Annotated in this window: 21 protein-coding genes and 1 pseudogene; 12 read left to right on the forward strand and 10 right to left on the reverse strand. The window is 68.5% G+C overall.

Annotated elements, in window-relative coordinates; genetic code table 11:
* The first annotated feature begins 38 nt into the window (after nt 1-38).
* Nucleotides 39-1,760, forward strand: coding sequence for a methionine--tRNA ligase (metG, locus tag PH203_RS17135; RefSeq protein WP_289920864.1), 1,722 nt, complete (start codon nt 39-41; stop codon nt 1,758-1,760).
* Nucleotides 1,761-2,369: 609 nt separating this feature from the next.
* Here the strand turns inward: metG and PH203_RS17140 are convergent.
* Nucleotides 2,370-2,875, reverse strand: a pseudogene (locus PH203_RS17140) (pectate lyase); the annotation flags it as partial.
* A 192-nt stretch (nt 2,876-3,067) separates the two neighbouring features.
* Here PH203_RS17140 and PH203_RS17145 point away from each other — a divergent pair.
* Nucleotides 3,068-3,544, forward strand: coding sequence for a hypothetical protein (locus PH203_RS17145; RefSeq protein ID WP_289920866.1), 477 nt, complete (start codon nt 3,068-3,070; stop codon nt 3,542-3,544).
* Between the two features lie 117 nt (nt 3,545-3,661).
* Nucleotides 3,662-4,027: a PH domain-containing protein gene (locus tag PH203_RS17150; RefSeq protein ID WP_289920868.1), complete on the forward strand. Its 366-nt coding sequence runs from the start codon at nt 3,662-3,664 to the stop codon at nt 4,025-4,027.
* Nucleotides 4,028-4,029: 2 nt separating this feature from the next.
* On the opposite strand, the gene PH203_RS17155 is transcribed toward PH203_RS17150, so the two are convergent.
* A complete protein-coding gene (locus tag PH203_RS17155; RefSeq protein WP_289920869.1) occupies nt 4,030-4,236 on the reverse strand; it encodes a hypothetical protein in 207 nt (68 codons plus the stop codon).
* On the opposite strand from PH203_RS17155, the gene PH203_RS17160 reads away from it, so the two are divergent.
* On the forward strand, nt 4,225-7,323 hold the full coding sequence (locus PH203_RS17160; RefSeq protein WP_289920870.1) for a VCBS repeat-containing protein: 3,099 nt from the start codon (nt 4,225-4,227) through the stop codon (nt 7,321-7,323). The genes PH203_RS17155 and PH203_RS17160 overlap by 12 nt on opposite strands.
* A gap of 132 nt (nt 7,324-7,455) precedes the next feature.
* Here the strand turns inward: PH203_RS17160 and aspS are convergent, their stop codons facing one another.
* Nucleotides 7,456-9,219, reverse strand: coding sequence for an aspartate--tRNA ligase (gene aspS / locus PH203_RS17165; RefSeq protein WP_289920871.1), 1,764 nt, complete (start codon nt 9,217-9,219; stop codon nt 7,456-7,458).
* Nucleotides 9,220-9,402: 183 nt separating this feature from the next.
* Between aspS and PH203_RS17170 the strand changes: the two genes are divergently transcribed.
* Nucleotides 9,403-11,568 (forward strand): SpoIIE family protein phosphatase, encoded by a 2,166-nt coding sequence (locus PH203_RS17170; RefSeq protein WP_289920873.1) that lies wholly within the window; start codon nt 9,403-9,405, stop codon nt 11,566-11,568.
* Here PH203_RS17170 and PH203_RS17175 read toward each other — a convergent pair.
* The 3 genes from PH203_RS17175 to PH203_RS17185 form a co-directional block, all read right to left on the reverse strand.
* Nucleotides 11,526-12,584, reverse strand: a complete 1,059-nt coding sequence (locus PH203_RS17175) for an AI-2E family transporter (protein WP_289920875.1) — start codon at nt 12,582-12,584, stop codon at nt 11,526-11,528. The genes PH203_RS17170 and PH203_RS17175 overlap by 43 nt on opposite strands.
* Before the next feature lie 72 nt (nt 12,585-12,656).
* Complete coding sequence (locus tag PH203_RS17180) at nt 12,657-12,905, reverse strand: hypothetical protein (RefSeq protein ID WP_289920876.1); 249 nt, start codon at nt 12,903-12,905, stop codon at nt 12,657-12,659.
* The gene (locus PH203_RS17185) at nt 12,893-13,093 is read right to left on the reverse strand and encodes a hypothetical protein (protein ID WP_289921297.1); all 201 of its coding nucleotides are present in this window, start codon (nt 13,091-13,093) and stop codon (nt 12,893-12,895) included. The genes PH203_RS17180 and PH203_RS17185 overlap by 13 nt, the downstream gene beginning before the upstream one ends.
* A gap of 119 nt (nt 13,094-13,212) precedes the next feature.
* Between PH203_RS17185 and PH203_RS17190 the strand changes: the two genes are divergently transcribed.
* The 3 genes from PH203_RS17190 to PH203_RS17200 all read left to right on the forward strand — a co-directional run bounded on the left by PH203_RS17190 (nt 13,213) and on the right by PH203_RS17200 (nt 15,220).
* Nucleotides 13,213-14,061, forward strand: coding sequence for a helix-turn-helix transcriptional regulator (locus PH203_RS17190; protein ID WP_289920877.1), 849 nt, complete (start codon nt 13,213-13,215; stop codon nt 14,059-14,061).
* Nucleotides 14,039-14,245: a DUF397 domain-containing protein gene (locus PH203_RS17195; RefSeq protein WP_289920878.1), complete on the forward strand. Its 207-nt coding sequence runs from the start codon at nt 14,039-14,041 to the stop codon at nt 14,243-14,245. Before PH203_RS17190 ends, PH203_RS17195 begins: the two co-directional genes overlap by 23 nt.
* A 159-nt stretch (nt 14,246-14,404) precedes the next feature.
* Complete coding sequence (locus tag PH203_RS17200) at nt 14,405-15,220, forward strand: Bro-N domain-containing protein (RefSeq protein WP_289921298.1); 816 nt, start codon at nt 14,405-14,407, stop codon at nt 15,218-15,220.
* Between the two features lie 86 nt (nt 15,221-15,306).
* Here the strand turns inward: PH203_RS17200 and PH203_RS17205 are convergent, their stop codons facing one another.
* The 3 genes from PH203_RS17205 to PH203_RS17215 form a co-directional block, all read right to left on the reverse strand.
* Entirely contained in the window at nt 15,307-16,278 is a 972-nt protein-coding gene (locus PH203_RS17205; RefSeq protein ID WP_289920880.1) for a pirin family protein, read from the reverse strand.
* A gap of 126 nt (nt 16,279-16,404) precedes the next feature.
* Nucleotides 16,405-18,330, reverse strand: coding sequence for an Ig-like domain repeat protein (locus PH203_RS17210; RefSeq protein WP_289920881.1), 1,926 nt, complete (start codon nt 18,328-18,330; stop codon nt 16,405-16,407).
* 215 nt (nt 18,331-18,545) lie between these two features.
* Nucleotides 18,546-19,010 (reverse strand): SseB family protein, encoded by a 465-nt coding sequence (locus tag PH203_RS17215; RefSeq protein WP_289920883.1) that lies wholly within the window; start codon nt 19,008-19,010, stop codon nt 18,546-18,548.
* Nucleotides 19,011-19,132: 122 nt separating this feature from the next.
* On the opposite strand from PH203_RS17215, the gene PH203_RS17220 reads away from it, so the two are divergent.
* The 3 genes from PH203_RS17220 (at nt 19,133) to PH203_RS17230 (ending at nt 23,552) form a co-directional block, all read left to right on the forward strand.
* Complete coding sequence (locus PH203_RS17220; protein WP_289920884.1) at nt 19,133-19,981, forward strand: intradiol ring-cleavage dioxygenase; 849 nt, start codon at nt 19,133-19,135, stop codon at nt 19,979-19,981.
* A 195-nt stretch (nt 19,982-20,176) separates the two neighbouring features.
* Nucleotides 20,177-22,003: an acyl-CoA dehydrogenase gene (locus PH203_RS17225; RefSeq protein ID WP_289920885.1), complete on the forward strand. Its 1,827-nt coding sequence runs from the start codon at nt 20,177-20,179 to the stop codon at nt 22,001-22,003.
* Nucleotides 22,004-22,232: 229 nt separating this feature from the next.
* Nucleotides 22,233-23,552 (forward strand): M18 family aminopeptidase, encoded by a 1,320-nt coding sequence (locus PH203_RS17230; protein ID WP_289920886.1) that lies wholly within the window; start codon nt 22,233-22,235, stop codon nt 23,550-23,552.
* Nucleotides 23,553-23,680: 128 nt separating this feature from the next.
* On the opposite strand, the gene PH203_RS17235 is transcribed toward PH203_RS17230, so the two are convergent.
* Nucleotides 23,681-24,676 carry a LuxR C-terminal-related transcriptional regulator gene (locus PH203_RS17235; protein WP_289920887.1) on the reverse strand — a complete coding sequence of 332 codons (996 nt, stop codon included), beginning with the start codon at nt 24,674-24,676 and terminating at the stop codon, nt 23,681-23,683.
* Between the two features lie 172 nt (nt 24,677-24,848).
* On the opposite strand from PH203_RS17235, the gene PH203_RS17240 reads away from it, so the two are divergent.
* The gene (locus tag PH203_RS17240) at nt 24,849-25,151 is read left to right on the forward strand and encodes a hypothetical protein (RefSeq protein ID WP_289920888.1); all 303 of its coding nucleotides are present in this window, start codon (nt 24,849-24,851) and stop codon (nt 25,149-25,151) included.
* Nucleotides 25,152-25,457: the final 306 nt, after the last annotated feature.

Raw genomic sequence — 25,457 nt, forward strand, 5'->3', positions numbered from 1 at the left:
GTAAAGCGTCACGAAATCCGACCTGGGAGCAGCCCCCGATGGCTCGACACCTCATCACCAGCGCCCTTCCCTACATCAACGGGATCAAGCACCTGGGCAACATGGTGGGGTCCATGCTCCCGGCGGACGTGTACTCCCGGTACCTCCGCCAGCGCGGCCACGACGTCCTCTACATCTGCGCGACCGACGAGCACGGCACCCCGGCGGAGCTGGCCGCGAAGGAAGCGGGACTGTCGGTCGCCGAGTTCTGCGCCCAGGCCCACGACGCCCAGAAGGCGGTCTACGACGGCTTCGCGCTCGCCTTCGACTACTTCGGCCGCAGCTCCAGCCCGCAGAACGTCGAGATCACCCAGCACTTCGCCCGCCGCCTCAACGAGAACGGCTTCGTCGAAGAGCGGGCCATCCGCCAGGTGTACTCCCCCACGGACGGCCGTTTCCTCCCGGACCGCTATGTCGAGGGCACCTGCCCCCACTGCGGCTACGACAAGGCCCGCGGCGACCAGTGCGAGAACTGCACCCGGGTCCTGGACCCGACCGACCTGATCAACCCGCGCTCGGCGATCTCCGGCTCCACGGACCTGGAGGTCCGCGAGACCAAGCACCTCTTCCTCCTCCAGTCGAAGCTGCAGCACGAGGTCGAGGAGTGGGTGGCGGCCCACGAGGCCGAGTGGCCGCAGCTGGCGTCCTCCATCGCCCGCAAGTGGCTGACCGAGGGCCTGCACGACCGTGCGATCACCCGTGACCTGGACTGGGGCGTCCCGGTCCCGGCCGACACCTGGCCGGAGCTCGCGGCCGAGGGCAAGGTCTTCTACGTCTGGTTCGACGCCCCGATCGAGTACATCGGCGCGACGAAGGAGTGGTCGGACGCGGCCCCCGCCGGAGAGACCCGCGACTGGAAGTCGTGGTGGTACGAGTCGGACGAGACGGTCCGTTACACGGAGTTCATGGCGAAGGACAACGTCCCCTTCCACACGGTGATGTTCCCGGCGACGGAGCTCGGCGTGCGCGAACCCTGGAAGAAGGTCGACTACGTCAAGGCCTTCAACTGGCTGACGTACTACGGCGGAAAGTTCTCGACCTCGCAGAAGCGGGGCGTCTTCACGGACCAGGCCCTGGAGATCCTCCCGGCGGACTACTGGCGCTACTTCCTGATCGCCAACGCCCCGGAGTCGGACGACTCGTCCTTCACCTGGGAGCACTTCACGGCGACGGTCAACAAGGACCTCGCCGACACCCTCGGCAACTTCGTCAACCGCGTCCTGTCCTTCTCCCGCAAGCGCTTCGGCGACGACGTCCCCGCGGGCGGCGAGCCGGGCGAGGCGGAGACGAAGCTGGGCGAGCAGATCGCCGAACTCCTCGCCGAGTACGAGACCCAGATGGAGTCCCTCCAGTTCCGCAAGGCGGCAGCCGCCCTCCGCGCCCTGTGGTCGGCGGGCAACTCCTACCTGGAGGAAAAGGCCCCCTGGCTGGAGATCAAGACCAACCCGGAGGGCGCGGCCCTCACCCTCCGCACGGCGATGAACCTGATCCACCTCTACTCGGTGGTCTCGGAACCCTTCATCCCGGCCTCCTCGGCGGCCATGCGCCAGGCCTTCACCCTGAAGGACGACACGGCCACCTGGATCACCGAGGCCGAGGCGAAGTCCCTCACCGCCGTCCCCGCCGGCACCCCCTTCACCGTCCCCCCGGTCCTCTTCGCCAAGCTCACGGACGAGGACCTGGAGACGTACAAGGAGCGCTTCGGCGGCGAACCGGCGTAACGCGTCAAGCCACGAGGGGCCCGAAACCGACACCCGGTTTCGGGCCCCTTCTGCGCCCTGTTCAGGCCGACCACTCGGCGAACCCGCACCTGTCCCGCCCACCAGGGCGGAACGGCTACAGAATCCTGGGCTCGTGCATCGCGCCCGTGTGCCGTCGTTGCCGTCAGTGCTCGCCCGCAGCGTGCTCGACACCGGCGAAGCCGAGCCCACCCAGGAAGCCGACATACGTCCCGCGCTGCGGCACGGTGTAGACGTACCCGAGTTCCCGCAGATGCCGCCAGCGGGCCGGACTCGATGTCCCGAATGATCTCCGCGGCGATCTGCTGATACGGCGGGGTCGGCGCGTCGTAGTCGATGCTCGAGCTCATGGTTCGTGAGCGTGGCCATCGGCCCACGGCTGCGCCCGCATCCGTACGTAGGTAGACGAACGTGACTGTCGACGCTGCCCCTGTACGCCGACCCCCTCCCTGGAGAGTTGACCCACCGCGTAGTCCAACCTTCGAGCCCAGGCCTCCAAACCACGGGCCTTTGATCCTGTGATTGGCAGATCCGTTCCCCTTCAGGGCAACGAATGAGCAGGTCGCCGCTACCCGCTGTGGAACATATCTGCCAATCGCCCCCTACGCCGTCCGTCGGGGCCCACTGCGGGAAGCAGGTCTCGGTGGCGGCGAAGGTGAGGGTGCGGACGAGGGCGTTGTCGACGTTCTGGATCTGGAGCATGCCGCTCGTGAGGCCGGCGTTCGGCCCCGGGACGCCGACGATCGTCGTGTCCGCCGGGACCTTGAAGACGATGTTCGCCGCCTGCTTCTTCTGCGCCGCCGCCCGCGCCGTCTCCTGCGTGCCCAGCCCGTACCCGCCGCGTAGTTCGCGCACGTCGGCTTCTTGCCCGCGGCATCCGTGATGGCGTCGATCGTGCCCTTGATCCTGATGATCCGGGGAGTGGTGCCGGAAGCCGAGCCCAGCGCCTTCACCAGCTGGGCACCGGTGGACACTGTGAACGTGTGCGCCGCGTCGGCCTTCGAACCACCGGTCGTGCCCGAACCCGAGGCGGCCCAGCCATCCTTCGCGGCGAGGGTCTCGTGATACACGTCGACGGTGCCGGCGTTCGCGTTCATCACGACCACGCCCGCGCTGGCCCCAGCCGCGACCACGGCGGCGGAGACGACGAAGGTGCGGCGCCTGCGGAGGGACCGGCGGCGGGTGAGCCGTGGAGATCCAAAAGGCTGCGGTAAAAATTTCGGCCGATCGGTGTTCAACTGGTGGATGGGGGGCGGAACTTGCCAGAGAACATACGTATGGTTTGCGCCATGGCAGTACCTGGGATCATCCCGATCGCCTACGAGCCGCACGGCCGTACCGAGGCCATCGGGCTGTACGCGGAAGGGCAGTTCCTGGGGTCGGTCACCTACGCCTTCCCCAAGGGGTTCCAGCTGGACAGCGGCTGGGAGGAGCACAAGCGGCTCTACGCCGTGCTGCACACCTTCGACGCGGAGGGCAACCACCGCGACTCGGAGATCTGGTGCGCCGGCACATGGGCCGCCCAGCAGCGCGCCCCGCACCCTTCCGTCTCCCCCCTCGCCCGCGCCCGCGCCCACCTCGCGACACAGCTGCGCAGCCTGCCCCGGCGCACGTACACGGACATCGCCGTACGCCCCTTCCAACTCACCGTCGACGGCGTGCTGTTCGGGATGGTCGCCGGGGAGGAGGACGGGGAGGGCTGGGCCGAGCTGTACCCGGACAATCTGGGCTTCGGGCCGCCCTGGGACGGGAGTTACGACACCTGATGCACACCGGTTACACACCATTTCCCCACCTGATCTAGGCACACGCACCCACAAGGCGCTATACATGCCCGAAGATCACTGAAGATCACCAGTGGTCACGAGTGGGGGGTTTCATCCATGGCACTTTTCGGCAACGCGCACACCATCGACCCCGGCCAGGCGGCCTCGGACTTCGCCAAGCTGCTGGGCGCCGGTGAGGGCGTACAGGCCGCGTACCAGCTGGTGCGCGACGTCATCATGTTCACCGACCGCCGCCTCATCCTGGTCGACAAGCAGGGCATCACCGGCAAGAAGGTCGAGTACCACTCGATCCCGTACCGCAGCATCACGCACTTCGCGGTGGAGACCGCCGGCACCTTCGATCTCGACGCCGAGCTGAAGATCTGGGTCTCTGGCAACTCCGTGCCGATCCAGAAGACCTTCACCAAGGGCGTCGACATCTACGAGGTGCAGGCGATCCTCACCCAGTACGTGGCCCGCTAGCACTACGTGACCCGCCAGCAGCACCTGGCCGCGGTGACCGTGGCGATCTCGGCGGCCCCGTCGAGATCGCCCGCCGCGTACATCCCGCCGGTGTCGTCGCCGGTCACCTCGCCGCCCGGGTGCAGTCCCCGACGCTTGGTAATATCCGGCCACTTGTGCGAGAGCAGGGGGCTCTCGTGGCGGGAGGGACTACATACGTGGGCAGACACGCCCTGAGACGGGGCGGTCTTGCCGCCGCCGTCTCCTCGCTCGCGGTCGCCGTGGCGGCCGCGTCGGTTGTCGTGCTGGGGGAAAGCGGGAGCTCCGCGGAAGCGGCCGAGGCCGGGACCACCGCGGTGACGCTGGTCGACCCGAGTTCGACCACACCGCGGGCCGTGCGCCCGTTCGTCGCCGGTGACAGCGGCTTCCTTCACCGGCAGACCGGCTTCACCGACCTGCGGTGGACCGACTACGCGACCGGCCGCAGCGTGCCCGTCGTGGACGCCGACGGGGCCTACACCCCGGTCATCGCCTGCGAGTACCTCGGTACCGAGTGCACGATGCCCGGCTGGTACGGCTCGGACAGCGACCTCGTCGCCCTTCCGACGACCGAGTCCGACACCTACGCCACCCTCTGGGACCCGGCCACGGCCACCTCCAGGAAGGTCAGCTGGACCTCCGGCAACGGCTACTACCAGGCGCTGGCCGGGAACAGGATCGTCACCACCTACTCCGTGATCGACAAGGTCGACGGCGCGTGGCGGGCCCGCAAGGTCACCGGCGACACAACCGGCGTGGAGACCGGCGAGGTACGCGCCGCCGACTCCACCGGCGTGCTCTGGTCACCCGACAGCAGCACCCTCGTCTACCTCGACACCGCGTCGGCCGTGAGCACCGACGTCTTCACGGACGTCGACACCGACGGGCAGTACGTGATGAGCGCGGACCGCATCGGCTGGTACCACGAAGACACCGCCGAGCTGCATCTGAAGTCCCGCACCGACCTCACCGCCGCCGAGCAGGTCATCACCCTGCCCGCCAACCCGGGCACCCTCGACGGCGACCCGGTCCTGGTCGGCGACTGGCTGCTGCTGCCGCTGGCCACCAGGTCGGTGAGCCCGAAACTCCTCGCGGTCGACGTCACCGACCCCTCCGTGCAGCAGACCTTGCTGGCCGCCTCCGGCGAGTACTCCGTGGAGTCCGGCGACGGCACCGCCCTCATCACCGGCGGCACCGACGCCGACGACTGGTGGGTACAGCGGGTCAGCCAGGCCGAGGACGGTTCGCTCAAACTGGAGAAGGTGCACCAGTCACCGGCACCGGAGAACGCCAAGACGGGCATCGCGCTCAGCCGCGGCAGCCTGCGGGTCGCCGAGTCGAACCGTACGACGTCCGTGCGCACCCTCACCACCAACGGCTCCACGGAGCTGACCGCGTCCGCAGCGACGGCAAGTGCCTCCTACAACTCCGCGGTCGTCTGCCCGTACGCCGGCACCACCTGCGCACCGCTGTGGGGCAACCTCTCCGGCGAGGACGTCTACCTCGACACCAACGGCGAGACCGACAACCCCGAGGCCGGCGGCGCCGACCGGCTGGTGGCCATCGGCGGCCATCAGCTGGAGTTCGGCACCACGGGCGGCTCGATCGTCGACGCCGCCGACGACTACGCCGTCTACAACTCCGGCGGCACGAGCCCCATGCAGTACGTCGGCGAGTTCGGCCAGGGCCAGAAGCTGAAGCGTTCCGTGCGCGCCGCCGCCCTGAGCGGCTCCACCCTCTGGAGCGCCACGACGACCGCGGGCAAACTCACCTCGTACAGCATCCCGCTGGAGAAGACCCTCTCCACGGTGACCGTCCCGGGTCTGGCCTGTGTTCCGAGTGAACTCCAGGCGGCGGGCCGCTGGTTGTACTGGGCGTGCGGGACGGATTCGGCGGGGGTGTACGACACCAAGGCGGGGACGTCGAGGGCGGTCACCCCCGGTGACGTACTGCTCGGCGACGGCTTCACGGTCCGCCACGACCACACCACCGACACCCTGGACCTGACCGAGGCGGCCACCGGCACCACGCGGACGATCGCGTCCGGCCTGCCCGACAAGGGACTGACCGTGGACCGGCGTTACCGGTGGACGGTGGACGAGTACACCGGTCTGGTCGCCTGGTTCGACGACTACGAGCGCACCCACGTCACGACCACGGGCATCGCCCCGTCCGCGGTGACGGTCTTCGACGCGGAGACCCACAGCTACCTGGACGCGTCCACACCCCTCACGGGCTCCTGGGTCCTGTCCCGCCCGGTCACCTCCTGGTCCCTCGTCTTCACCTCGGTGCAGAGCGGCCCGACCGGCAAGGGCACCCGCACGATCACAGGCGGCGCGACCGCGGCGCGGGTGTCGTCGACCTGGAACGGCAAGACGGCGAGCGGGAGTTACTTCCCCAACGGCTGGACCAAGTGGACCCTGAAGGCGACCGGCCTCGGCACCGCCACGACGAACACGGTCACCTCCGGCGAGGTGTTCCTCCAGGGCGGAGCGCCGGTACGCCACGACTACGTCAGCCCCGACGGCCCCGACGGCCGCGGTGACCTGCTCACCCTCAACTCCTCCGGCGGACTGACGTACCACTCCGGCACCGGCACGGGGAAGTTCGGCGAGAAGACCACCGGCACCGGCTGGGCGACGAGCATCAAGGCCATCCCGATCGGCGACCTCAGCGGCGACCGCTACAACGACGTCCTCGTGCGGTACAGCAGCGGCGCCCTGCGCCTGTACAAGCCGGGCCGGGGCGCGGCGCTGAAGCCGTCGACGTCGTACACCACCCTCGGCACCAGCGGCTGGACCCAGTACGACATCCTCACCTCCCCCGGCGACGTCAGCGGCGACGGCCGCCCCGACCTGATCGCCCGCAACGCGTCCACGGGAACCGTGTACCTCTACAAGGGCACCAGCACCGGCAAACTGTCGTCGCGCGTGAAGCTGTACGACAACTGGAAGGGCTACAAGAAGATCGTCGGCGCCGGGGACCTCAACGGCGACGGCATCGGCGACCTGCTGGCCCAGGACAAGTCCAACGTCCTCTACCGCTACGACGGCAAGGGCGACGGCACCTTCAAGGCGCGCGTGAAGCTGTTCGCCGACTGGGGCGGCTCGTACAACGCGGTCGTGGGCGTCGGCGACATCACCGACGACGGCAAGGCCGACCTCGTCTCCCGCGACACGAGCGGCAACCTGTACCGCAACAGCGGTGACGGGAAGGGGTCGTTCGGCGGCCGTACGAAGATCGCGACCGGCTTCGGGGCCTACAAGTTCCTTTCCTGAAAAAGCAGTTCGCAGGTTGCACGAGTTTGAGGCGCCCGGGGTCCGCACGGTCCCCGGGCGCCCTTGTGCTCTGCTAGGAAAAGAGGAAGGGCTCGAAACCGACGCCGGTTTCGAGCCCTCCACCCTGACTTCCTACTTCGGCTGCGGCTTGCGCACCGTCAGGTGCAGCTCCTTCAGCCGCGCCTCCTCCAGCTCCGTCGGCGCGCCCATCATCAGGTCCTGGGCGTTGCCGTTGAGCGGGAAGGCGATGGTCTCGCGGATGTTCGGCTCGTCCGCGAGGAGCATCACGATGCGGTCCACGCCCGGCGCGATGCCGCCGTGCGGCGGGGCGCCGAAGCGGAACGCGCGCAGCATGCCCGCGAACTTCTCCTCGACGGTCTCCCGGTCGTAACCGGCGATCTCGAAGGCCTTCAGCATGATCTCGGGCTCGTGGTTCCGGATCGCGCCGGAGGACAGCTCGACACCGTTGCAGACGATGTCGTACTGCCAGCCCAGGATGTCCAGCGGGTCCTGGGTCTCCAGGGCCTCAAGGCCGCCCTGCGGCATCGAGAACGGGTTGTGCGAGAAGTCGATCGCGCCGGTGTCCTCGTCCTTCTCGTACATCGGGAAGTCGACGATCCAGCAGAACCGGAAGACGTTCTCCTCGAAGTGCCCGGCACGCTTGGCGGCCTCGACGCGCACCGCGCCCATGATCTTCGAGACCTCGTCGAACTCGCCCGCGCCGAAGAACACCGCGTGCCCGGCGGCCAGCGAGAGCCGCTTGGTCAGCTCGGCGACGTTCTCCTCGGTGAGGAACTTCGCGATCGGGCCGGACAGCGAACCGTCCTCCTGGACCCGCACCCAGGCCAGGCCCTTCGCGCCCAGCGTGACGGCGAAGTCGCCGAGCTGGTCGAAGAACTTCCGCGGCTGGGCGGAGACGTCCGGCACCGGCAGCGCACGCACGTGCTTGCCGGCGAAGGCCTTGAACTCCGAGCCCTCGAAGATGTCGGTGATGTCGACGAGCTCCAGCTGGGCCCGCAGGTCCGGCTTGTCGGAGCCGTACTTCAGCATCGCCTCACGGAACGGGATCCGCGGGAACGGCGAGGTCACATGACGCCCGTTGCCGAACTCCTCGAACAGCTCCGTCATGAGCTTCTCGATCGGCTGGAAGACGTCCTCCTGCTCGACGAAGCTCATCTCGACGTCGAGCTGGTAGAACTCGCCCGGCGAACGGTCCGCGCGCGCGTCCTCGTCACGGAAGCAGGGTGCGATCTGGAAGTAACGGTCGAAGCCGGAGATCATCAGCAGCTGCTTGAACTGCTGCGGCGCCTGGGGGAGGGCGTAGAACTTGCCCGGGTTCAGACGCGACGGCACGACGAAGTCACGCGCGCCCTCGGGGGAGGTGGCGGACAGGATCGGCGTCGCCATCTCGTTGAAGCCGAGAGCCACCATCTTGGAGCGGATCGAGGCGATGACCGACGACCGCAGCATGATGTTCTTGTGCATGCGCTCGCGGCGCAGGTCCAGGAAGCGGTACTCCAGGCGCCGCTCCTCGTTGACCCCGTCCTCGGTGTTGATCGTGAACGGCAGCGGGGCGGCCGCGCCGAGCAGCTCCACCTCGGAGACCTCGACCTCGATCTCGCCGGTCGGCAGATCCGGGTTCACGTTCTCGGTTCCACGTGAAACAACGCGGCCGTCGATCCGGACGGTCGACTCCTTGGAGACCTTGTCCAGGGCCTCGTAAGCGGGCGTACCCGGCCGGGCGACCAGCTGCGTGATGCCGTAGTGATCGCGCAGATCGATGAAGAGGATGCCGCCCAGGTCGCGCCGATTGTGCAGCCAGCCACTCAGCCGGACGTCGGTGCCGACGTCAGAGGAGCGGAGCTCGCCGCAGGTGTGGGACCTGTACCGATGCATCGTCGTTCATCGTCCTTACAGTGTGGGCGTGTGCCGAGGGTCACTCCCCGACAGGAACGGGCCATGGTGCCCGGACCTCCCAAGGGTACCGGCCGCCCCAAGATCGGCTCCCCACCATTAATCGCGGCCACAGCGACCGCGCAACGGTGGCGGCTGCCGATCAGCTGTTCCTACAGTGGTCCAATGCGCACTGGTGAGCCCCTGCCCGCCGTGGGGGAGGTCCTCGCCGCCCTCGCGACCGGCCTGTGGCACTGGGACACCGCAACGGGCCAGGTCACCGTGGACGCCGAGGCCGCACGACTGCTCGGGCTGCCCGCCGAGCCCACCACCCTCACCGAGGTCCAGGCACGCGCGCGCATGCACGCCGTCGACTGGAACGAGATCACCGGCGTCATCCAGCTCGCCGTCGCCGAGGGCACCCTCGCCGAGGTCCGCATCCGGATCATGGACGAGCAGAACCGGGTGATCCGCGTCGTACGCAGCCGCTCGAACCCCACGTACGACGCCGAAAGACGCGCCTTCGTCCTGATCGGCACCCTGCAGGAGGTCACCGAGCCGTCCCCCGGCACCCCGGCCGCCCGCAGCGCGGTCACCGGCGACTGGCGCCGCTCCAGGGAGGCGTTCCTGCTGGACGCGGGCCGCGCCCTCGCGGAGGCCCGCTCCACCGAGGAGGTCCTCCGGGTCGCGGCAGGCCTCTCCATGCCGGGCTTCTCCCCGGACGGCCTGGCCGTCTTCGGCGTCGAGGGCGACCGCCTGAAGATCATCGGCCACCACGGCCAGCAGCCCGGCGACGAGGGCCCCTTCTCCCACATGGCCCTGGACACCGACTACCCGGCCGCCGAGGTGGTCCGCACCGGCCGGGCGGTGTACCTCTCCACCCCCGAGCAGTACCGCAACCGCTACCCGGTCACCTGGCCCCTCGCGGCCCACTTCGGCCGCCAGTCCTGGGCCTTCCTGCCCCTGACGGTCGCGGGCCGCACGATGGGCGCCTGGATGGCGGCGTTCACCTACCCGGTCGCCTTCACCCCCGACGAACGCTCGGTCCTCACCACCGTGGCCCGCATGCTCGCCCAGGCCCTCTCCCGCGCCGAGGCCGCGGAATCGGCCCGGGCGCTCACGGACGGCCTCCAGCGCTCCATGCTCCCCAAGCTCGGCCCCGAGATACCCGGCATGCGCGTGGCCGCCCGCTACGTCCCGACCGGCGGCGGCCTCCAGGTCGGCGGCGACTGGTACGACATGATCCCGCTGCCTGGGGGCACCTCCCGGACGGAGTCCGGGGGAGGCCGCTTCGCCCTCGTCATCGGCGACGTGCAGGGCCACGACGTACACGCGGCGGGTCTGATGGGCCAGCTGCGGATCGCATTGAGGGCATACGCGTCCGAAGGGCACCGCCCCGACGCGGTCCTCTCCCGCGCCTCCCGCTTCCTCCACGGCATGACGCACGACGCCGACGACCCCGCCGACCTGCGCTTCGCCACCTGCCTCTACGTCGAGGTCGACCCCGCCACCGGCTGCCTCGACATCGCCCGTGCCGGCCACCCCGACCCCGCCGTCCGCATGGCCGACGGCACCGTCCTGATCCGCCGCACCGACGGCGGCCTCCCCCTCGGCATCGACCCCGACGCGGACTACCCCACGACCCGCCTCACCCTCGAACCCGGCGAGACGATGCTGGTCTGCACCGACGGCCTGATCGAAACGGGCGGCCACGACCTGGAGACCGGCTGGGTGCGGGTCCGCACGATCCTGGAGGGCCACAAGGGCGACCTGGAGGAACTGGCGGACGCCCTGGTCCAGGCGGTCCACGGCCCGTCCTCCCACCACACGACGGGCCCGCTGGCCGACCGCCGCGAGGACGACATAGCGGTCCTGCTGCTGTGCCGCGAGGGAGAGGGCTGCGGATGCGGCGACACGGTCGTGACCGCACCCCAGGTCCGCCGCACGATGCTGTCGGTGGCCCAGGCGGAACCGGAGAGGGTGGCGGTGGCCCGTCAGCAGCTGAGAGAACTGCTGCACGACTGGCAATCGGAGGACCAGGTGGACTCAGCGGTCCTGCTGCTCTCGGAGATGCTGACGAACGTGCTGGTCCACACGGACGCGGACGCCCTGCTCCTCGCGGAGGTCCGAGGCGCCCCCGGCGAACGCCGCATGCACGTGGAGGTGACGGACACCAGCGACGACCTCCCCCACAAGCGCCGCCCCGGCGAACTGGCCTCGTCGGGCCGCGGCCTGATGCTGATCGAACTGCTCGCGGACGCGTGGGGGGTGGACCCGCGGGGCGAGGGCAAGAGCATCTGGTTCGAGCTCTACGAGTCGACGGCGGCGGACTCCCCGGAGCCGCCGGAGTAGAGCTCCCGCAGCTCATGGGCGATCCCGAAGGCGGCGGCGGTGAGCGGTACGGCGAGCAGCATCCCGAGAATCCCGGCGACGGACGCCCCCGCGGTGATCGCCAGCATGACGACGGCCGGATGCATCTGCACGGTCCGGCTCTGGATCATCGGCTGCAGCACATGCCCTTCGAGCACCTGCACGGCGAGCACCACCCCGAGCGCCCACAGCGCGATGACGAACCCCCGGTCCGCCAGCGCGACGAGCACGGCGACAGCCCCGGAGATGAAGGCGCCAAGGTAAGGGATATAGGCCCCGACGAAGACGAGCGCCCCCAGCCCGACGGCCCCGGGGACATCAAGGACGAGCAGCCCGACCGTAATGCAAAGGGCATCGATGAACGCGATGATCGTCGTCCCCCGCATGAACCCCTCCACCGCCTCGTAGGCCCGCCGCCCCATGGCCTCGGCGACATCGGCGGAGGAACGGGGAACGAGGGAGCGCAGGGTCCCGACGGCCCGATGGGAATCACGCAGAAAGAAGAAGACGAGCAGCAGCGCCAGCACGGCCATGGCAATGGTCTCGCCGACGACACTCACCCCACTGATGACCCCCGACGCCGCCGTCCCCCCGAACTTGCTCAGCAACTCCTTGGCATTGGAGGCGATGTCATCGAGCGAGGTCCCCGCAGCCCCGAAGTGATCGGCAAGCCCCTGAGCCGCGTCCTTCAGCGAGGCGAGGATCTGATCCCCGGTGTCGATGAGCGCGGCGACGACGATATAGACGGCCCCACCGACGACGGCGACGACCGCGACACAGGTGAGCCCGGCGGCAACGGACCGATTGACCTTGCCCTTGACGAGCCACCGATGAAGCGGCCCAAGAAGCGCGGTCCCCAGCAGCGCGAGCAGCACGGGCACGACGGCGGTACGGAACTCCACACACAGCCGGATCCCGACGTAGACGACACCGGCGACGAGCAGGGTGACGGCACACCAGGCGGCGAGACGACGAACGGGATCGGGAAGCAGTTGCACACACCCAGCGGATCACGCGCCCACGGCCTTGTCCTGCGCGGACGGCCGGTCAGGTGACGGAATGTCAGCGCTTCAGGCCTTCCACCAAGCACGCCAAGGCCGGACGATGACCTCCCGATAGCTGTGATGCGACGGATTCCGCCCGCCGTGCGCCAGCACCCACCCCTGCGGCACCCCGAAGTCCACGCTGGCCTCCGACCGCTCACCGCACACCGCACACTCCATCGCGTACGTGACCGGCTCGGCATCCGGCTCCCGGTCCGGCTCCAGCGTCCACTGCACATGCCGTACGACGGAACGCGGCCCGCTCACTTCCCCCACCTCGCATTGGCGACGGCCACCTTGGCGCTCAGCACCTCACCGGGCTCCGGCTCGCGGAGGAGGTCCGGGGGCACGTCCCACTCGACCCCGCCCTGCGGGGGCCGCAGCTGCACATACGGCCCCTCGTTCCCCATGACCACACCGACCCGCCCGTCACGGGTGTCGACCATCAACGCCCCGGTGTCCATCTCCGCCGCCTCCCACCTGCCTGATCTCACTGTTCGTATCCACAGCGTGACGATGCGCGGCTACCGTGGACAGAGTGATCGGCTCTACAACGCGGCCGTCAAGAAGGGGCGTTGCGCGGATGACAGGTCGAGCAGGACACCACGAACCGCTCTCCAACGAGCAGCGATACGGCGACGAGTTGCGCCGAAGAAGAGAGGCGGCCGGCCTCACCCAGGCCGAACTGGCCGAGCGAGTCGTCTGCTCACCGTCCCTCATCGCCCACTACGAGGCGGGCCGCCGCACCCCCTCACACGCGGACGCACAGCGACTCGACCAGGTCCTGGGCACCGACGGCTTCTTCACCCGCTGGCGCAAGACCCTCGCCAAGTCCCGTTTCGCCGAGCACTTCCAGGAGGCGGCCGAGGCGGAGCAACTGGCGGTTTTCATCGAGGAGTACGCGGTTTCGCTGGTGCCGGGGCTGTTGCAGACGAGGGCGTATGCGCGGGCTGTGTTCCGCGGTTTCCGGCCCCACGCCACGGCGGACGATGTTGACAAGAAGGTCGTCAACAGGCTGGAACGCGCCCGCATCCTGGAGCACCCGGAAACCCCTCGCGTATGGGCGATCCTGCACGAGAGTGTCATCCGCACCCTTGTCGGCAGCCCGGAGGTAATGACCGAACAGCTACGCCACATCGCACAGTTGGGACGCTCCGGTCGGGTTCTGGTCCAGGTGGTCCCGTTCAGTGCGGGAATCCACGCGACCATGAACAGCATGGTGAGCCTGATGCGTTTCGCCGACGCTCCTGACATGGCCTATGTAGAGGCGCTGCACACCGGTTCACTGACCGACGAACCGTCACTGGTCCGCCGTTACCGCGACGCATACGATCTGACCAGGGCCGCCGCGCTGCCGCCGGAGGCGTCCCTGGACCTGATCGAGTCGGTGGCGGAGGACTACGGCAACCATGAGCGCCCACCACATCCCTGACGCGTCGGCCCTCAGCACCTGGCGCAAGTCCAGCCACAGCGGCGGCGACAACGGCAGCTGCGTGGAGGTCGCCGACGGCCACCCGAACCTCACCCCCATCCGCGACAGCAAGAACCCCACCGGCCCGGCGCTGCTCTTCGGCCCGACGGCCTGGTCCGCGTTCGTCACCGGCGTGAAGGGCTAGCTCACCGTTTCGGGTGAACATCCTTTATCTGTAAGCGAGTTGCACCTTCGTTGTCTCTAGGTTCCGACACGGAGGTGATGCTCGATGAACGAGCAGAACATGCAGAAGCCGGACGCGATCGACATCAACGACTTCGTGTTCGCAGCCACTGGGGCGCGGATGCGGAGGGTGACCACGCCGGACGGGGAACATTGGTTCGTAGCGGCGGACGTAGCCACGGATCTCGGCTACGCGAACACGCGGCAAGCACTCGGGTGGCATGTTGCACCCGAGTGCCAGATGAACTTGGGCGATCTTGCACGAAGCGTCTATGGAGTAGACGCTTCGAGCAAAATTGCAGGTCACGGGCTCAAGAAGTCAATGCGGATGGTGAATCTTCGCGGCCTCATCGCACTCGTCAACGGTTGCACCAAGCCCGAGTGCGAGCCGTTCAAGACCTGGGTGGCCGAAGTCATCGAGACGATCCACCGCGACGGCTCCTACGCCCTGGAACCGTCTCCCGCCCAAACCCCCGCCACAGGCACCCCCGCCTACGTCATGCCCCAAGCGGTCGCCGACGCCATCGTCCGACTCGAACAGCGCAACCTCGAGGCGGACGAGAGGCTGGCCGCCATCGCCGGGGAGCGCAATGAGCTGCTGCGGCAGATCAGCGGCAGCCTGAGCGACATCGCCGAGTCCCTGAGGAACCGACGCAACGACCGGTCCACCCCGGCCCCGAAGTTGACGCCCCAGGAACTCCTTGCCGCCTGGAAGGCGAAGAACCTCGTCGTCACCGAGGACGTCCACTCGGTGGCCGCCTACCTGGCCCCGGCCCTGCTCAACGGCGGTGCCCACTACCGCGTGACGGAGATCGCCAACCGGACCGGGCTGTCGCACGACCGCGTCCACGACTGCCTGCGGATGCTGCTCAAGCGCGGCTGCATGCGCCAGGCCGGCTGCACTCCTGAAGGTGCGCCGGTGTACGTACTGCCGTAACAGCGCCCGAACGAGACAGGCCCGAAGCCGCAATCCGAACTTGCGGCTTCGGGCCTGTCCTGCAACCTACCGAGTCTCAGCCCGTCTTACAGGCCACCCTCCGACATCCCATGCACGGCGGGGATCGTCCCCAGCCGTCCCTTCTGGAAGTCCTCGAACGCCTGCTGCAGTTCCTCACGGGTGTTCATGACGAACGGGCCGTAGTGCGCCATGGGCTCACGGATCGGCTGTCCGCCCAGGAGTACGACCTCCAGGTCCGGCGCGTTGGAGTCCTGCTTCTCGTCCGCGCGGACCGTCAGGGAGCCGCCCGCGCCGAAGACCGCCGTCTGGCCCAGGTGGATGGGGCGCCGGTCGGTGCCGACCGAGCCGCGCCCGGCCAGGACGTAGGCCAGCGCGTTGAAGTCCTCACGCCACGGCAGCGTGATCTCCGCACCCGGCGCCAGCGTCGCGTGGATCATCGTGATCGGCGTGTGCGTGATGCCGGGGCCCTCGTGGCCGTCCAGCTCACCCGCGATCACCCGAAGCAGCGCGCCACCGTCCGGCGAGGTCAGAAGCTGGACCTGGCCACCGCGGATGTCCTGGTAGCGCGGGTCCTTCATCTTGTCCTTGGCGGGGAGGTTGACCCAGAGCTGGAGGCCGTGGAACAGGCCGCCGGACATCACGAGCGACTCGGGCGGGGTCTCGATGTGCAGCAGGCCCGAGCCCGCCGTCATCCACTGGGTGTCCCCGTTCGTGATGGTGCCGCCACCACCGTTGGAGTCCTGGTGGATGAAGGTCCCGTCGATGATGTACGTGACGGTCTCGAAGCCGCGGTGCGGGTGCCAGGGGGTCCCCTTCGGAGTGCCCGGAGCATAATCCACCTCCCCCATCTGATCCATCATGATGAACGGATCCAGATGCCGGTAATGAATCCCCGCGAACGCCCGGCGCACCGGGAAGCCCTCGCCCTCGAAGCCGCTCGGCGCGGTCGTGACGCCGACTACGGGACGGGACACGGCGTCGGCCGGGGCGGCCACGCGCGGGAGCGTCAGCGGGTTCTCGACGGTCACTGCAGGCATGTCGGTACCTCCTTGGTGCGTCCAGTTTAGTTGAGCGTTGAACTTTCTGCCACCCCTAACGGAGAAAACCCGGAGGGCATTCCCTCCGGGTCTCCCCGTCAGAACCACGTCCGAGCCGGACCGGTGTCAGTTGCTGAAGTACAGGTACTTCCACGCCCCGTACGTCGTCGAGTTCACGCTGTCACCGGACGAACCGTTGACGTACACGGACCGCACGCGCGCCTTGATCCCGGACTCGCCGGGTGCCTCGAGGGTGATGGCCGACTTGCCGTTGCTGCCGAGCGGGAAGTACTCCTGGCCCAGCGTGTGCCAGGCGCCGTTGTAGTAGGCCTGGAGGTCGAAGCGCTGCTGGCGGCCCGGGTAGTAGGACATCGTCGTGGTGAGCAGCGGGTCGGTGCTCTTGTGGAACCAGTAGTAGTTCTTCGTGCCGATCTTCGCCGTCTTGTAGTGCTTGGAGACGGCGGTGGAGATCTTGACCTTGGCGTAGGCCGTGGACTTGACCGTCTTCGGCTTGTAGCGGGCGTCGCCCGAGAAGACCGCGGTGACGGCCGTGTCCCGGGTCATGTCCACCCAGGCGCTGATGTTGCCGTCGGCGTTGACCGTGCCGGTCTTGATGAGCTTCTTGCCCTTGTCGCTGCCGAAGGGGTCGGCGTAGATCGAGACCGAGCGGTTCTTGTACGTCGTCCCGAGGTGCGCCGTGAACTTCACGTCGGCGCCGTACGAGTAGAGCTTGCCGTTGTTGTTGAGGCTGAGCGTGGTGGCGGCGCGGGAGACCTCGACGGTGTCGGAGGCGCTCACGGCCGTGTGCTGGGCGTCGCCCGCGTACTTGACCGTGTACTTCACCTTGCCGCCGGCCGGCGGGGTGTTGGTGAAGGAGTACGTGCCGTCCGCCTTGACCGTCACCGGCGCCAGCGCCTTGCCGTTCGGGCTCTCCAGGTCGGTGCGGGTGACCGTCAGCTGGACCCCGGCCGGCAGCGGTACGGTCGCCGAGAGCTTGCCGGTGACGGTGAGCGGCTTGGCGCGGGTGGCCGTGGCGGGGGCGTTGACGGTGAGGGTGGGGACGTTGAGCGTGGTGCCGGTCAGCGCCTTGAGGGTGTAGCCGGAGGAGGAGGCGACCAGCGCGAAGATCCGCGAGGCGTCCGGGGACCAGGTCAGGTCGGCCGTGCCGTTCGTGCTGGTGGTGTAGGTCCGCAGCGGCTGGGTCGCGCCTGGCTGGTATACGGCCACCTTGTCGCCGTTGATCTGGGCGACCAGGCCGTTGGCGGCGATGTCGGCGCGCTGGCCGGACGGGTAGGAGCCGGCGAGGGTGAACTTGCCGTCGGCGTACTTGGCCCGGTCCTTGCCGTTGAACAGCACCTGCGGGGCGCCGGGGACGAGGTCGATGTCGCCGATGCCGTTGTTCAGCGAGTAGTCGCCGTTGTGCCAGGCGAGCTGCTGCGGGGTGCCGCTGGAGACGTCGAGGACGGCCATGGAGTCGGTGGACAGGCCGGTCTCGCCGACGGCCAGCAGACCGGGTGCGGTCGGGTCGGTGTCGAGGAGCGCCTGGCCCCAGACCTTGCCCGAGAACTGGCCGAGCGCCACCGGATCGGTGCCGCTCGCCGGGTCCACCGCGGGGTCGACCGAGCCGATGTCGCCGGACCACTGGTCGCCGTAGCTGAACCAGACCTTGCCGCCGGCGACGGCGACATAGCGCGGGCCGTCGGTGGTGGCGACGGTGTAGCGGGCCTTGACGTCGAGGGTGGCCGTGTCGAGGGCCACGATCTCGTGCAGTTCCGGCGTGGCGGCGTACAGCGTGCCGCCGTCGGCCGACAGGGCGAGGTCGGTGACGCCGGGGATGCCGCTGACCGAGTCGACGACATTGCCGGCGTGGTCGGCGGCCAGGACGGTGCCGGAGCTGTTGTCGCCGAGGAAGACGCGGGTGGCGTCCGCGACGAGACCGCCGGGCGTGGTGACGGAGGCCGTCGCGGCCGACGCGGAGCCGGCCGCGGCGACGCTGAGTGCCGCCGAGCTGAACAGGACCGCGAGCGCCGTCGCGGCCGAAGTGCTGCGCATGCGCACAGTGATGAACCCCCACGGAGAATCCCGGTGGTGCCGGGAAGGTGAAAGCGCCGCGCGGCGCCCGACGCGGACCGTGAAAGCGGTGGCGTGCGGGGCGCGGCTGCCAGGGGGCACTCTATGGCATGGCTGTGACAACGGGGGAAGGATATTCCGGCGGCCGGGCCGCGGGGCGGTGACGCCGCGGCCGCTCCAGCCGTAGATCAGCTAGATCAGCCGTACATCCGCCGCATCGCGAACTCGACCATCTGTTCCACGGCCTTGGCGTCGAAGACCATCCGGTGCTCGCCCTCCATGTCGAGGACGAAGCCGTAGCCGGTGGGCAGCAGGTCGATCACCTCGGCGCCGGTGATGACGAAGTACTTGGACTCCTTGCCCGCGTACCGGCGCAGTTCCTTCAGCGAGGTGAACATGGGGATCACCGGCTGCTGGGTGTTGTGGAGGGCGAGGAAGCCGGGGTTGTCGCCGCGCGGGCAGTAGACCTTCGACGTGGCGAAGACCTGCTGGAAGTCCTCGGCGGTCACCTGTCCCGTGGTGAAGGCGCGCACCGCGTCCGCGAGGGACGGCGGGGACGGCTCGGGATACAGCGGCGGCTGCTGGCCGTACCCGCCCGGCATCTGCTGCTGCGGCGTGGCGTACTGCTGCTGCGTACCCGCGCTCTGGTCGTAGCCGTACATGGGCGCAAGCGTACCGAGCGGGGCGGGGTGGCGGACGGCTATGGGGTGGCCGGTAAACCGACAGTGACTTGACAGGGCCTTTCCCTGGGATTCCCGGGGGCCCGGCTTCTAGCGTTTCCTGTATGCGCGAACACCGTGACGACGAGTTGCACGAGCACGACAGAGGTCTCTCCCACGACCTGCCCGTCCTGGCCCGGCGGCGGATGATCCGGCTGATGGCGGGGGCGGCTCTGGTGCCGTTGGTCGGGTGCTCCGCCGACGAGGACGCGGCCGCCGGTTCCCCGAGCGGTTCGTCCGCCTCGGCCGGGGGCTCGTCGGCCGCTGCCGGTGGTGGCTCCGAGTGCGCCGTGATCCCCGACGAGACGGCCGGTCCCTTTCCCGGCGACGGCTCGAACGGTGTGAACGTGCTGAAGGAGAGCGGTGTGGTGCGCAGCGACATCACCCGGAGCTTCGGCGACTCCGCGGGCGGTACCGCCGCGGGCGTGGCCCTGACCGTCACCCTCACCGTCGTGGACGCGGCCTCCGGCTGCGGTACGCCGAAGCAGGGCGCGGCTGTGTATGTGTGGCACGCGGACCGGGAGGGGGGTTACTCCCTCTACAGCGACGGCCTCACGGACGAGAACTATCTGCGGGGCGTGCAGGAGACCGACGAGCGGGGTCAGGTCACCTTCACCAGTGTCTTCCCGGGCTGCTACCCGGGCCGCTGGCCGCACATTCACTTCGAGGTCTACGGGAGCCTGGCGGACGCGACGGCGGCCACGTCGATCACGAACACCTCGCAGCTCGCGTTCCCGAAGGACGTGTGCGAGGACGTGTACGCGACGGAGGGTTACGGCGACAGCGTGACCAACCTGGAGTCGCTGTCCCTGGAGGAGGACGGCATCTTCAGTGACGGCTACGAGCAGCAGCTGGCGGTCATGAAGGGCAGTGTGGACGCGGGGTACACCGCCACGCTCACCGTGCCGGTGTGACGCTCCCGTGCGGCGTTCCCGTGTGATGTTCTGCTGCGTTCCCGTGTGACGTTTCGGTGTGAACCGTCACAGATGGCGGGATCAGGGTTGCGGTTTATTACTGGCGGGTAGCATCATCGTGTCGAAGCTACTTGTTGGTATGTGAACTAGCGCGAGGATCCAGTGCCTCGCCCGCCTCTCCAGGGAGCCGTAGCCATGGGGCACTACAAGTCGAACCTCCGCGACATCGAGTTCAACCTCTTCGAAGTACTCGGCCGCGACAAGCTGTACGGCACGGGTCCGTTCGAGGAGATGGACGTCGACACCGCGAAGAGCATCCTCGACGAGATGAAGCGCCTCTCGGAGAACGAGCTGGCCGAGTCCTTCGCGGACGCCGACCGCAACCCGCCGGTCTTCGACCCGGAGACCAACACCGCGCCGGTCACGCCGTCCTTCAAGAAGTCGTACAAGGCCTTCATGGAGTCCGAGTACTGGCGGCTCGGCCTGCCCGAGGCCATCGGCGGCACGACGGCGCCCCCGTCGCTGATCTGGTCGTTCGCGGAGCTGATCCTCGGCTCGAACCCGGCCGTGTGGATGTACACCTCCGGTCCGGCGTTCGCCGGGATCCTCTACGACGAGGGCAACGACGTACAGAAGAAGATCGCCCAGATCGCGGTCGAGAAGACCTGGGGTTCCACCATGGTCCTCACCGAGCCCGACGCGGGCTCGGACGTCGGTGCCGGCCGCACCAAGGCGATCCAGCAGGAGGACGGCTCCTGGCACATCGAGGGCGTGAAGCGCTTCATCACCTCCGGTGAGCACGACATGGAGGAGAACATCCTTCACTACGTGCTCGCGCGTCCCGAGGGCCACGGACCGGGCACCAAGGGGCTGTCCCTCTTCCTCGTGCCCAAGTACCTCTTCGACTTCGAGACCGGCGAGCTGGGCGAGCGCAACGGCGTCTATGCCACGAACGTCGAGCACAAGATGGGCCTGAAGGCCTCCAACACCTGTGAGATGACCTTCGGCGACCAGCACCCCGCCAAGGGCTGGCTGATCGGCGACAAGCACGACGGCATCCGGCAGATGTTCCGCATCATCGAGTTCGCCCGGATGATGGTCGGCACGAAGGCCATCTCGACGCTGTCGACCGGCTACCTCAACGCCCTTGAGTACGCCAAGGAGCGCGTCCAGGGCTCCGACCTGGCCGCCTTCGGCGACAAGACCGCGCCCAAGGTCACCATCACGCACCACCCCGACGTGCGCCGCTCGCTGATGACGCAGAAGGCGTACGCGGAGGGCATGCGCGCCCTCGTCCTCTACACCGCCTCGATCCAGGACGCGATCGCGGTGAAGGAGGCGGCGGGCGAGGACGCGAAGGCCGAGCACGCGCTCAACGACCTTCTCCTCCCCATCGTGAAGGGCTACGGCTCCGAGAAGGGCTACGAGCAGCTCGCCCAGTCGCTGCAGACCTTCGGTGGCTCCGGGTTCCTCCAGGAGTACCCGATCGAGCAGTACATCCGTGACGCCAAGATCGACACCCTGTACGAGGGCACGACCGCGATCCAGGGCCAGGACTTCTTCTTCCGGAAGATCGTCCGCAACCAGGGCGCGGCGCTGAACGGTCTCGCCGAGGACATCAAGAAGTTCCTGGCGCTGGGCACGGGCGGCGAAGAGCTGGCCGGGGCCCGCGAGCACCTCGCGAAGGCCGCCGTCGAGCTGGAGGCGATCGTCGGTCTGATGCTGACCGACCTCGCGGCCACCGAGTCGGACGTCAAGAACATCTACAAGGTGGGCCTGAACACCACCCGCCTGCTGCTGGCCTCCGGCGATGTCGTCGTCGGTTACCTGCTGCTCAAGGGTGCTGCGGTCGCCGCCGAGAAGCTGGAGACGGCCTCGGCGAAGGACAAGGCGTTCTACGCCGGCAAGATCGCGGCGGCGAAGTTCTTCGCGGCCAACGTCCTGCCCGGCGTGACCGGTGCCCGCAAGCTGGCCCAGGGCGTCGACCTGGACCTGATGGAGCTGGACGAGACGGCGTTCTGAGGCTCCGCCTTCCGGCAGACCTCCGACTCGCTGAACGGCGACGGCCGTTTCCCTTCTCATGGAGGGGGACCGGCCGTCGCCTTTCTGGCTCTGTTTTCTGGCACTGCGCCGCTGATCCACAAGGGCCGAGGGGGCGTTCCGGGACACACCCGTACAGCCTCACACCATCCCCGCGGGGGCCCTCTTCCATCGCCGGGAGCGGGCCCTCGTACGTCGTTAAGGTGAACCCATGAGCCATGCCTCCCGCTTCGACCGCGGCCACACCGACGACCTGATGTCCTTCCTCGCGGCCAGCCCCTCGCCGTACCACGCGGTGGCGAACGCCGCCGAGCGGCTGGAGAAGGCCGGCTTCAAGCAGGTCGCCGAGACGGACGCCTGGGACGCGGAGACATCAGGGGCTTCCGCCGTGGGCACCGGTGGCAAGTACGTGCTGCGCGGCGGCGCGATCGTGGCCTGGTACGTCCCCGAGGGCGCCGAGGCGCACACGCCGTTCCGGATCGTCGGAGCGCACACCGACTCCCCCAACCTGCGGGTCAAGCCGCTGCCCGACACCGGGGCGCACGGCTGGCGGCAGGTCGCCGTCGAGATCTACGGCGGCCCGCTCCTCAACTCCTGGCTCGACCGCGACCTCGGCCTCTCGGGCCGGCTGGTCCTGCGGGACGGCTCGACGCGACTGGTGAGCGTCGACCGGCCTCTGCTGCGTGTCCCGCAGCTCGCCATCCACCTGGACCGGAACATCTCGGCGGAGGGCCTCAAGCTCGACAAGCAGCGGCATCTGCAGCCGATCTGGGGCCTCGCCGACCATGTCCGCGAGGGCGATCTGATCGCCTTCCTGGAGGAGGAGAACGGCCTGGCCGCGGGCGAGGTCACCGGCTGGGACCTGATGGTGCACTCCGTCGAACCGCCCGCCTACCTCGGCCGCGACGAGGAGCTGGTGGCCGGGCCGCGCATGGACAACCTGCTCTCCGTGCACGCCGGCATCGCCGCGCTGGCCGCGGTCTCCGCCACCCCGGACCTGCCGTACATCCCCGTACTCGCCGCCTTCGACCACGAGGAGAACGGCTCGCAGTCGGACACCGGTGCGGACGGCCCGCTGCTCGGCAGTGTGCTGGAGCGTTCGGTGTTCGCGCGCGGAGGGTCGTACGAGGACCGGGCGCGGGCCTTCGCCGGTACGGTCTGTCTCTCCTCCGACACCGGCCACGCCGTCCACCCCAACTACGCGGAACGCCACGACCCCACGCACCACCCGCGCGTCAACGGCGGCCCCATCCTCAAGGTCAACGTCAACAACCGCTACGCCACGGACGGTTCGGGCCGGGCGGTCTGGGCGGCGGCCTGCGAGAAGGCGGGCGTCCCGTTCCAGTCCTTCGTCTCCAACAACTCCATGCCGTGCGGCACCACGATCGGCCCGATCACCGCGGCCCGGCACGGCATCAAGACCGTCGACATCGGTGTGGCGATCCTGTCGATGCACAGTGCGCGCGAGCTGTGCGGCGCGGACGACCCGCATCTGCTGGCGAACGCGCTGGTGGCGTTCCTGGAGGGGTAGTTGCGAGTCGGTCCTGGTCGAGGAGTTGGCGGTGCCGTGGCAGGCCGGGGCCGAGTCGTCGCCATGGTGCGCTAGGCGGGGCCGCGAGCGGGCCTGGCCTCAGGGATGTCTTCCGGGGCTGACCGACGTCACCGCGATGAAGGCAGCCAGCCGTCCTGCACGGCGTGGACGCCGGCCTCGAAGCGGCTGCGGGCCTCCAGTCGCTCCATGAGGTCGGCGGCGATACGGCGGGCGGTACGGGGCGAGACTCCGAGCCGATTGGCGATCGCCTCGTCGGTGTAACCCTGGGCGAGCATCTTGAGGACGGCGCGCTCTTGGGGCGGCATCTCGTCGGCATCGGCCTTCGGCATGGTCCCCAGCGGAATGGAGCTGCTCCATATGCCCTCGAACAAGGCGCACAGAGCCGCGACGGTGCCCGCGCCGTGCAGGATGACGGCTCCTGCCCGAGCGTCGACGGTGTCGATGGGCAACACCGCCTGCCGGCGGTCGGAGATGACCATGCGGATGGGCAGGGTGGGAGCGGTGCGGACCTGTCCGCCCCGGGCGTTCAGCCAGGTGACATGGTCCAGAGTCGGCTGGTGATTGCGCACGCTGTCCAGATAGACGGTGCGCATCCGGACGCCACGCTCAAGAAGGGCCGCGTTCGGGATGCGGCTTGCCTGGAGGTCCTCGGCCGAGTGCGCGCCGCCCGGAGCGAAGGTTGCGATCTCCTGCTTGGTCTCCTCGGCCAGCTGCGCCAGTCTGTCGCGGATGGCCTCGGGACCGATGAGACGCTCGGAGTCGTCATCGAGCACACGGGGGCGCAGGGTGGAGCATTCTGCGATCAGCTTGGCCGCAGCAGCACGCGAGGCTTCCACTCGCATCTGCTGTGCGGCCAGCTCCGCTTGCTGGCGGGCCAGCAAGGCTTCCATCGCGGTTTCCGGACTGATGGTCCGAAAGCCGGTTCCTTCTTGGGCCGAGGGTTGGATCAGAGCCAGTGCGCTGAGCCGGTCCAGGCCGGCGCGGACTTGTTCTTCCGAGAGCTGAAGTCGGGTGACCAGGTCGGCGACTCCGTCATGGGGATGGCTGAGCATGGCCCGATAGATCGTTTCTGCTTCCCCGTCGAGCCCCAAGACGTCGAGCACGCTGCCTCCCCCTGGTCGCGATAGTCACGTACATGTCGCGTACATGCCCTTACTCGGCGCCGATCCTATGGGAGTAACGATCATGCGGCAATGCTGGCCTGTTCATGCGGTGGCACAAAGAGGCCAGTCCGGACGATTGCATGTTCCATCCAGTGGCTAAACCATTGAATTCATGTATCTCATTCACGTCCGACTTCGGGCTCCAGCTGGTACGGCAATGCCTTCCATCGCATCCGGAGCCTTCTCGCCGTTCTTCGGACGTGGCGATGGCGTGGAGCACATTTCCGCCCATCTGGATGCGCCGGAAGGGCCGACTCTGGGTTTCTTCATCGTCTCCTCCGATCTGGCAGCCGCCGAAGAGACCGCCTTCCATGTCTCCCGTCAGGTCGTGGCCGAGCGCGCCGACCTGCAGGGCTTCACCGTTGTGTCCAGCAAGGCAACACTTGCGCCCGGTCCGTGGTGGGACGAGGAATGACCCGAGACGGCGGTGGACGACTTATGCCACTGCATATTCCGTCCACCCCGGATCGCTTCCCTCCGCTCCTGCAGCCGATCAGAGTAGAGGCATCGGCAGGTCCACTGAAGCCGAGAAGCCAAGGAAAGCAGCCGGGCAAGTAATCCACTTCTGGAGGAATTCCGTGATGGTCAAGTGTGTCGCGCGGGTCGCCGCAGCATTTCTCATCGCCTTCGGCGGACTTACGACCGCCCTGACTGTCACGCCCCATGGCTCCGACTCCGAACGAGCCGCCGGCACCAGCGAGAGCCACACCCTGGCCACCAC

Source organism: Streptomyces sp. S.PB5 (genome assembly GCF_030403745.1).
Lineage (GTDB): Bacteria > Actinomycetota > Actinomycetes > Streptomycetales > Streptomycetaceae > Streptomyces.

Bases quoted from the DNA above. Each gene is read 5' to 3' on its own strand.
- metG (WP_289920864.1), top strand. From the start codon at position 39: ATGGCTCGACACCTCATCACCAGCGCCCTTCCCTACATCAACGGGATC.
- PH203_RS17145 (WP_289920866.1), top strand. From the start codon at position 3,068: ATGGCAGTACCTGGGATCATCCCGATCGCCTACGAGCCGCACGGCCGT.
- PH203_RS17150 (WP_289920868.1), top strand. From the start codon at position 3,662: ATGGCACTTTTCGGCAACGCGCACACCATCGACCCCGGCCAGGCGGCC.
- aspS (WP_289920871.1), bottom strand. From the start codon at position 9,219: ATGCATCGGTACAGGTCCCACACCTGCGGCGAGCTCCGCTCCTCTGAC.
- PH203_RS17170 (WP_289920873.1), top strand. From the start codon at position 9,403: ATGCGCACTGGTGAGCCCCTGCCCGCCGTGGGGGAGGTCCTCGCCGCC.
- PH203_RS17185 (WP_289921297.1), bottom strand. From the start codon at position 13,093: ATGGACACCGGGGCGTTGATGGTCGACACCCGTGACGGGCGGGTCGGT.
- PH203_RS17190 (WP_289920877.1), top strand. From the start codon at position 13,213: ATGACAGGTCGAGCAGGACACCACGAACCGCTCTCCAACGAGCAGCGA.
- PH203_RS17195 (WP_289920878.1), top strand. From the start codon at position 14,039: ATGAGCGCCCACCACATCCCTGACGCGTCGGCCCTCAGCACCTGGCGC.
- PH203_RS17200 (WP_289921298.1), top strand. From the start codon at position 14,405: ATGCGGAGGGTGACCACGCCGGACGGGGAACATTGGTTCGTAGCGGCG.
- PH203_RS17205 (WP_289920880.1), bottom strand. From the start codon at position 16,278: ATGCCTGCAGTGACCGTCGAGAACCCGCTGACGCTCCCGCGCGTGGCC.
- PH203_RS17210 (WP_289920881.1), bottom strand. From the start codon at position 18,330: ATGCGCAGCACTTCGGCCGCGACGGCGCTCGCGGTCCTGTTCAGCTCG.
- PH203_RS17215 (WP_289920883.1), bottom strand. From the start codon at position 19,010: ATGTACGGCTACGACCAGAGCGCGGGTACGCAGCAGCAGTACGCCACG.
- PH203_RS17220 (WP_289920884.1), top strand. From the start codon at position 19,133: ATGCGCGAACACCGTGACGACGAGTTGCACGAGCACGACAGAGGTCTC.
- PH203_RS17225 (WP_289920885.1), top strand. From the start codon at position 20,177: ATGGGGCACTACAAGTCGAACCTCCGCGACATCGAGTTCAACCTCTTC.
- PH203_RS17230 (WP_289920886.1), top strand. From the start codon at position 22,233: ATGAGCCATGCCTCCCGCTTCGACCGCGGCCACACCGACGACCTGATG.
- PH203_RS17240 (WP_289920888.1), top strand. From the start codon at position 24,849: ATGTATCTCATTCACGTCCGACTTCGGGCTCCAGCTGGTACGGCAATG.